We start from the raw sequence: 7,982 nt of genomic DNA on the forward strand, positions 1-7,982 counted from the left end.
AGTTGCGAATGTATGAGTTATTGTAAAATCCTTTGCTACTTTTGCAAGAGGTCTAATATAAAAAATAAAATTTTCTGATTATATAGAAACATTAAGGAAACAACCGTTTTTATTACATTTAATTACACTTTACTGTCTTGCTACTATTCGATATTCATGACAAATTAGAGTCATACCAACAACGAAATCTAAGTGTCGATTTAGCGTATTTACTTATCTCATTAATCAAAATGACAACGAAAGGACACGTTCGATTTTTGCTAAAAGTATCGATTACTAAAGGCGCTGATCAATAAAGACACACCATTCATTGTTGGTAAGGCAGGGTGAAAAAGCAGGAATGCTGGCTCATCTGTTGATTGTAAGTAACAACGCAAGCAACAACGTAGGCAACAATGTAAGTCATAATAAAAGGACAACAATATGAATGTTTCTATCAGTGGTCACCATATCAGTGTTACCGACGCTATGAACGCAGCTGTTCAAGAAAAACTTGATAAAATTGGTCGTCATTTTGATCAAATTCAAAGTATTCAAGTCATTTTATCATTAGATAACAGCGGTGCTATAAAGAGCCATAAGGCTGAAGCGATTATGCGAGTCTCGGGTAAAGAGATGTTTGTCCAAGCGCTTGACGATGATATGTATAAAGCCATTAACGAGATGGCAGACAAACTTGATAGACAAGTACGCAAGTATAAAACCAAGTTGGAGAGCAAAAAGACTCAGGGTGCTGGGCGTGATGGACGCTATGAAGAGCTGATGACAGACGATGCTGCTCCAGCAGTTTAATGTTATAGAGTTTAGGGTATTTAAAGGTTAATGATTACTGGCTGATGAAATAATAAATAGTATAAGTAGCCGCATTTTTAGATATCTCTAAATGACATTGCCTAAAACGGAAAAAGACCTCGAACGTTTGCTACGTTGAGGTCTTTTTTATGAGCAATTATTTTTTAAAAACTCATCTTTAAATACATTTCTTTAAGTACATTCATTTTCAAATCAACAGATCATCATTTTAGCTAATTAGCCACCACCGACTGCTTGTACCACTTCGATATTCATACCTTCAGCGATACTTAATTGAGCAAGCTCACTCTTTGGAATCAGTTCGCCATCGACTTCTACTGCATAACGACCTTGGCTAAGACCAAGCTCATTGATGACCAATTGCACGGTCTGATGGGTAGTCTGTAGTGTCTTACCATTAACGATAATGGTACTCATAAAATATACTCCTTAATGATTTTTTATCCTTTTGTGCGTACTAAGGCGTGTCCTCATTTTTACCTCTATTTTCAAAATGAAGACATGCTCTAAAATGCAATTTAATTATTGCTTATTTAACTGGTTTATTTCGCGACCAATTTGTTCATCTTAGATGATGACACTGCTAACCATAGCCAACCTGCAATCATTAGTACACCACCGATAGGCGTAATCGCACCAAACCAAAGTGGTGCGCCAAGTGTCATTGCATATAAGCTACCAGCAAATATTATAATGCCAATTTGTAGTAGCCATGCAGTAGTTTGCGTGGCATATCTCAGGCGAATCAACAGACCAACCAGTAATAAACCCAGCGCGTGTATAAATAAATACAGTGTTGCAGTGTGCCACCATTCGAGTTGTTGAGCACTGACGATGTTTTTTAAGCCATGCGCTCCAAACGCTCCTAAAGCGACAGCAATGGCCATATTGATCGCCGCAATACCTATCCAATTTAACATGACAAACTCGTATTATCTAAAAACTACCGCTGGTGAAAGACAGGCACTACTGATAGGTAATTGCTACTGAATATCGTCTGGCAAAATAACGCTATCAATGGTCATTGCCTCGCGGATTTTGTCCATGGCATTTTTTTCGATTTGGCGTACGCGTTCTGCTGAGATAGAGTAGACGGCTGCCAATTCGTGTAAGGTTGATTTTTGCTCAGAAAGCCAGCGTTGCTCCACGATATCGCGTGAGCGCTCATCAAGGGTATCCATTGCCGCGATCAATGCAGATGAGTTGCTTTCTTCCCAATCTGCTTCTTCTAACTGCTCGGCAGGATCGATACCATCTTCTAAAAATAGCTGCGGTGCATAACGTCCATCGTCGTCATCGCTAGATTGCGCTTCAAACGAGGCGTCATAAGAGGTAAGCCGCGATTCCATTTCTAACACCTGCTTGCGTGTGACATTTAAGTCCTTGGCAATGGCATCAGCCTCTTCTAGCGTTAGCTGGTTGTTGGTTTTTTTGAGACTACGTAAGTTAAAGAACAATTTACGGTGCGCTTTGGTGGTCGCAACTTTGACAATGCGCCAGTTACGAATCACAAATTCATGAATTTCTGCTTTAATCCAATGCACTGCAAATGACACCAAACGCACGCCCTTATTCGGGTCAAAGCGTTTTACAGCCTTCATTAGTCCCAGATTACCCTCTTGGATTAAGTCTGCTTGCGGCAAACCATAACCCGAGTAGCTGCGGGCAATATGAATCACAAAACGCAGGTGCGACATCACGAGCAGACGCGCTGCCTCCACATCACCTTCGTCATAATAGCGATGCGCCAGCTCTTGCTCTTGGATTGGTGTCAAAATTGGGATTTGGTGCACCGTGTTGATATAAGCGCCCAAATTGACTCCAGGCGCTGACAAATGAGTCGGCATCGCTGGCACTAAGTCACGGGTGCTAGTATCGCCTAAGGCGCTCGCATCATAAGGTGGACGTTGGGCGGCAGCTTTTAATGCGGCATCACGTGCTTCGTTTTTTATAGGAGCTGCCTCATCTTTTTTATTCGTTTTTGCAGTATCAGTAGAATTATTAGCCATATTCTTGACCTTGATTAAATAGTGACGCAAATAGTCAGATAAAAATCTTTATAGTTGTAATTGTAAAGGATAGCGACACTTAGTTGCTATCAGTTTTAGTAATGATGAAGTGATATATTGTATCGAAACGCTGTACTGATAAGCTATCCGCTGCTGGCTGATCCGTCATGCTACTAATGATTAATCGCAGTTGACTTGCGGCATTTGTTTGCTGGCTTTGTTGACAAAAAGCGGTGATATCAGCCTGTGAGTTGGCATCAGTTGCGACCACATATAATGAACCGCCAGCTGTGACGTCACGTAGTGCCACTTTGGTTTTTAACAGTGGCATTGGACAAGCAAGTCCGCGACCATCGACGAAACGTTGGACATGAATAGGCTGCGTTTCATTCGCCTCATGATCTGTAGTGACAGTATGCGCTAGTAACAAGTCTAACAGGTTGTTGATGTCTTGCTGCTCAGTATCAGACAAATCTGCTGATAAGTTTATAGAATAAGGCGAATATACGGTGGTTGACTGACGATCAGCAGACATAAAATAAACCTTATAAATATTTTGGTTTGTACTAGATTGTATTGAACATTCGCAAACACGCAATGACAGTGCCTGTTCTTCATAAAAGACACTCGGCAGTGGTCTGACCCTATAGCCATGAAATGCCATTATATCAAATAGCCGATATGTAGTTGAAGTTGAATATAATCAACGTCACATTCAGTTCATTAGAATCACATATAGTCTGTAAAGATAATTTAGATAGAAGGAAGGCGAGCAAAAGTACTAAAAATAGTAGACTGCGCGCGCCTGACACCATATCCATTTTATAGGGGATTGACTAAAGCCATGTTGCGCAATAGTGACGGGCAGCTGAGTTATTGGTAGTCGAATGCAGACTAGAATTGACCTTATATCAGCAAGCTCGTATAGTCGAAAAACGTTTAGTTAAAAAATCAGTCGAAAAAACCTTATTTCAAAAATATCTTATTTCAAAAACAGTATCATTACTCACTTGCATAGGATACGCACTTGAACCATTTTAATAGACAATCGATACTTGGTAATGCGCCCATGACCCAGGGAAAAAAATGTAAAAGTGCCGAGCGTTCGATGGCATTATCGAGCGCTATTAAATTGGCATTGTCGGCGGTACTAATGACGATGACCACTGCTGCCATGAGTGAGGATAGTCTTAATAATGCTAATACGAGCAGCAAAGCGATGGCATCCAATTATAATTCATGGCAAACCACCGGCTCAGAAGAGCTAAATCTGCCCAATTTGCGCGGACAAGGCTTGAGCTTCGCTGAGCAATATCAAAATAAATTGCTCGGCGAATGGTCGTTACGGAACGTCAATGGTCGTATCAAAATGGAGCATGATCCTTGGATTCAAGAAACGGTCAAAGACATGACTTGGCGTCTCAATGCGCAAGCAAGGCAGCAAGCGCCGATGGGTTTGGTTATCATTGATAACCCAAGTATCAATGCCTTTGCAGCACCAGGCGGGGTCATTGGACTCAATACAGGGACGATTCTGGCCGCTAGCAGTATGGATGAGCTTGCCAGTGTGGTGGCGCATGAAGTTGCTCACATCAGCCAGCGCCATTACGAAAGTGGTGCTGATGAGCGCAAAAAGGCTTTGCTGATGCAGATAGGCGGTATGCTGGCTGCGATTGCAGCATCGGCGGTCGATGGTGATGCAGCGGCGGCAGTGATGATGGGCAGCCAAACGGCAACGATGAACAGCACGATGGCATTTAGTCGAAATAATGAGCGCGAGGCCGATCGGGTGGGCATGCAAATCATGACCCAAGCAGGCTATGACCCAAGGGCGATGCCGCGATTCTTTGCCACGATGAACCAACGCAGCCAGCTCAACCAAGTTGAAAATCGATTTTTACCAAGCTTTGTACGCTCGCATCCACTGAGTAACGAGCGCTTAAGTGAAGCGCAAAGTCGTGCCCAGCATTATCCCTCATTGTCACTAAATCAGCAGCAGCGCCATCAGGCTTTATTTGATCTGCTCTACTGGCGTGTCCAAAGTACGGGTAAACATGCCTCAGAGACAGTGCTAATGACGGCTGCTAAAAATAGCGTAGGTGCCAAATTGGCTTTGATGAACTGGTATGGCGAACAGCAACGCTTTACAGAGGCAAGCGATTTATTGGCTGAAATCAATCGACTGCCGCCTACGCAGCGCCAAAATTTAGAGCCTTTACTGTCGATCACTCATAGCCAAATTCTAACGGAGCAGAATAAATGGTCACAAGCGGCGGACGTATTAGCCAGCCAGCAGCGTGTTTACCCTGAGCGTCGTGATCTGCGTCTTTATTTGGCAGAAGCGCTCACCAATAGCAATCAGCCAATCAAAGCCCAAGCACTACTCAAGCCACTGACCGAGCAGCAGCCAAGCGACCGTTATGCTTGGCAAAGTTTGCAACTGGCCAATGAAAAACTGGCAAAAACGACCGACTCTGCGTCCCTGAAAAATATTGCCACTATTAACGCGCTACGCTATCGCAGTCATGACCAACTATGGAGTAGTCGTTACGAGAGTGCATTGACGTCACTGACCCAAGCCAAACAACTGGCGGAAAAACTACAAACCACGGCTCAAGCCAGTAGCGCCCGTCCATTACTTGCCAATATTAATGCAGAAATCAAAGCAGTAAAAACCGCCAAAGACTTTGAGCCTTAGGCGGTTATTTTTACGCTGTCGTCATTAGCTTTTGATGACACTAATTACTAGCCTTGTAGTGCATCTTTTACCAGCTTAGAGATGAGCGCAGGGTCTGCGCGTCCTGCGGTTTTGTTCTTTAATACACCCATCACACTGCCCATTTCACGCATAGATGTTGCGCCTTGTGCAGCGATTTCCGCATTGACCAAGGCCGCAAGTTCAGCATCATCCATTTGTTTTGGCATAAACTCATTGATGATATCAATCTCAAACTGCTCTTTGGTTGCCAAATCATCACGGTTGTTTTCGGTAAAAATAGTCAACGACTCATGGCGTTGTTTTAGCTGCTTTTGCAGTATATCTAAGACTTGCGCATCATCAAGCTCTATTTGACGGTCAATCTCAATTTGCTTGATAACCGCTTGCACGTTACGTAGTACTTTGACACGCTCAAGCTCACGCGCTTTCATAGACACTTTGACATTGTCTGATAAAGTCTGCTTAAGTTGGCTCATTGTTATTATCCTTATTTGTTAAGAGGTATTTATTCAAATTTTTAAGCAATAATAATAAAAATTGTAGCATAAAAAACGCCACTGATATCAATGGATAACAGTGGCGTTAATGTAGCACTTGTACTTAATTAATCGAATTATCGATTAGTACATACGAGTGGTACGAATAGTTTCGCGTTGTAATTTTTTCTTATAACGCTTTACGGCAGCAGCTTTTTTACGCTTACGTACTTGCGTTGGTTTTTCATAAAACTCACGCTTACGTACGTCTGATAATACGCCAGCTTTTTCGCAAGCACGCTTGAAACGACGGATAGCGATGTCAACTGGTTCGTTTTCTTTAACCTTAACTGCAGGCATGAAGACTCCTCGATTAGGATGAGATATAAGGGCATTAGTTTGGCTGTGTATTAGTATTTAGCCGTAATATCTCAAGATTACAGGCATCAGCTCAAACTAGGATAATCTTGCGCATGAGCACAAGGGCAAGCATTTTAATAAAAAATGTCAGTTAAGTCAATGATTTTAGCACATTAATCCATATTTATCATTAAGTTGCAAGGGGCAATGCGCAGAGACAATTCTAAAAGTAATTAGAACGCAGGTTTTTGCTCCAGCTTTAATGAAACTGGAAATGCAAAGTATAAAATTACTATGAATAAAAAACCCTACTGTCTATAACGGTTTGGTTGGAGTTTATGCTATGATAATTTGCATATAATAGTCAGCATATTAACCATTTTATGTGTATTTTATTGAGGATGTTGGAATGAAAAAAACAGGACTAAATACAGCCCTAAGCACCGCATTTATTATTGCTCTTGGCTTTGGCATTAGCGCTTGTAGTGGTGAAAAAGAAGGCGAATCACACGAAGTATTGGCGAAAGATCGCGTTGATGAAGCCGCTGAGCTGGCTCGCAAAAACGCACCTGAAGCTGAAAAAATGGAGTTCCCAGAAACGGCTCCAGCGCCAGTAACTGAAGCTGAAGGCACAGTAGATGGTGCTGCAACGGCTGAAGCAGGGACGACTGCTACTGATATGACAGATGCAACGGATAGCGATGTTGCTGTCGCTGACAGTGCAGATATGCCAGCTAGTAGTGTAGATGTGCCAGCTGCTGATACGGCGGCAACGCCTACTGCTGACGCTGAACCAGCTACGAACTAATCACGGTTTGTGTGTTGATAGGTTTTGAATTTATGCGCTGTCATAAACAGTCGCTAACATGAAATATCGAATAGAGGTGTGATCATGATAAGTAAACAGCAGCGTATGAATAAACTGGTCTTATCTGCCATCAGTTTGAGTGCGCTATTAGCAATCACTGCTTGTAGTGGTGACAATGCAGCGGTTGAAGAGCCTGCTGTTGCCAATGAATCTGCCGATACAACGGTAGTGGTAGAAGACGCGCCTATAGTCGAACCTGAAGTCGTTACACCTGAACCTGTGGCAGATACCGAGACGACGGTCATTGAAGATGAGCCAGTGCAGGAAATCTCTGCGGAGCCAGAAGTGTTGGCTGCCGATGCAGGCGCCAAGCTTTATGAGACCAATTGCAAGGTTTGTCATGAAGGCGGGCTGCTGAACGCGCCGAAATACGGTGATAAAGCCGCGTGGGAGCCGCGTCTGGCTAAAGGCATAGAGACGCTGCACATGCATTCGGCAAAAGGCTTTAATAAGATGCCAGCCCAAGCCACCGATAAGGTCAGTGAAGCCCAAGTTTACGCAGCTGTAGATTACATGATTGAAGCAGTTAGCTGATCCGGTATATTAAGAGATATTGACCATTGAAATTTGTTAAACTGACCGTCATTGTGACTGACAATGGCGGTTTTTTTATGCACGTTTTTTGGCAGATACTAGGGCGTCTCCTCAATTCAATCGATTAACCTCTAAATAGGCTAAAAATGGCTAAAAATGGCTAAAAATGGCTAAAAATGGCTAAAAATGGCTAAAAATGGCTA

10 protein-coding genes are annotated in these 7,982 nt (G+C 42.8%); 4 read left to right on the top strand and 6 right to left on the bottom strand.

Annotation, left to right across the window (positions count from 1 at the left end):
• Nucleotides 1-423: 423 nt before the first annotated feature.
• A complete protein-coding gene (gene raiA, locus I3257_RS08665) occupies nt 424-792 on the top strand; it encodes a ribosome-associated translation inhibitor RaiA (RefSeq protein WP_045443369.1) in 369 nt (122 codons plus the stop codon).
• Between the two features lie 237 nt (nt 793-1,029).
• Here the strand turns inward: raiA and thiS are convergent, their stop codons facing one another.
• The 4 genes from thiS to I3257_RS08685 all read right to left on the bottom strand — a co-directional run bounded on the left by thiS (nt 1,030) and on the right by I3257_RS08685 (nt 3,357).
• Nucleotides 1,030-1,230, bottom strand: coding sequence for a sulfur carrier protein ThiS (thiS, locus tag I3257_RS08670; protein ID WP_055123529.1), 201 nt, complete (start codon nt 1,228-1,230; stop codon nt 1,030-1,032).
• A 125-nt stretch (nt 1,231-1,355) separates the two neighbouring features.
• Nucleotides 1,356-1,733, bottom strand: a complete 378-nt coding sequence (locus I3257_RS08675; protein WP_238049450.1) for a DUF423 domain-containing protein — start codon at nt 1,731-1,733, stop codon at nt 1,356-1,358.
• A 63-nt stretch (nt 1,734-1,796) separates the two neighbouring features.
• Complete coding sequence (rpoH, locus tag I3257_RS08680; protein WP_198329691.1) at nt 1,797-2,660, bottom strand: RNA polymerase sigma factor RpoH; 864 nt, start codon at nt 2,658-2,660, stop codon at nt 1,797-1,799.
• Between the two features lie 241 nt (nt 2,661-2,901).
• Nucleotides 2,902-3,357 (bottom strand): sulfurtransferase TusA family protein, encoded by a 456-nt coding sequence (locus I3257_RS08685; RefSeq protein WP_238049451.1) that lies wholly within the window; start codon nt 3,355-3,357, stop codon nt 2,902-2,904.
• Between the two features lie 534 nt (nt 3,358-3,891).
• On the opposite strand from I3257_RS08685, the gene I3257_RS08690 reads away from it, so the two are divergent.
• On the top strand, nt 3,892-5,520 hold the full coding sequence (locus I3257_RS08690; RefSeq protein ID WP_238049452.1) for a M48 family metalloprotease: 1,629 nt from the start codon (nt 3,892-3,894) through the stop codon (nt 5,518-5,520).
• Nucleotides 5,521-5,567: 47 nt separating this feature from the next.
• Here the strand turns inward: I3257_RS08690 and I3257_RS08695 are convergent, their stop codons facing one another.
• Together I3257_RS08695 and rpsU are read right to left on the bottom strand one after the other, a co-directional pair.
• Nucleotides 5,568-6,017 carry a GatB/YqeY domain-containing protein gene (locus I3257_RS08695; RefSeq protein ID WP_238049454.1) on the bottom strand — a complete coding sequence of 150 codons (450 nt, stop codon included), beginning with the start codon at nt 6,015-6,017 and terminating at the stop codon, nt 5,568-5,570.
• 144 nt (nt 6,018-6,161) lie between these two features.
• On the bottom strand, nt 6,162-6,377 hold the full coding sequence (rpsU, locus tag I3257_RS08700; protein ID WP_010195908.1) for a 30S ribosomal protein S21: 216 nt from the start codon (nt 6,375-6,377) through the stop codon (nt 6,162-6,164).
• A 409-nt stretch (nt 6,378-6,786) separates the two neighbouring features.
• Here rpsU and I3257_RS08705 point away from each other — a divergent pair, with 409 nt between their 5' ends.
• Both I3257_RS08705 and I3257_RS08710 read left to right on the top strand, forming a co-directional pair.
• Nucleotides 6,787-7,185 (top strand): hypothetical protein, encoded by a 399-nt coding sequence (locus I3257_RS08705; RefSeq protein WP_238049456.1) that lies wholly within the window; start codon nt 6,787-6,789, stop codon nt 7,183-7,185.
• 84 nt (nt 7,186-7,269) lie between these two features.
• The gene (locus I3257_RS08710; protein WP_238049457.1) at nt 7,270-7,779 is read left to right on the top strand and encodes a c-type cytochrome; all 510 of its coding nucleotides are present in this window, start codon (nt 7,270-7,272) and stop codon (nt 7,777-7,779) included.
• Nucleotides 7,780-7,982 lie beyond the last annotated feature (203 nt).

The organism is Psychrobacter sp. Ps7, from assembly GCF_022129225.1.
Lineage (GTDB): Bacteria > Pseudomonadota > Gammaproteobacteria > Pseudomonadales > Moraxellaceae > Psychrobacter > Psychrobacter immobilis_A.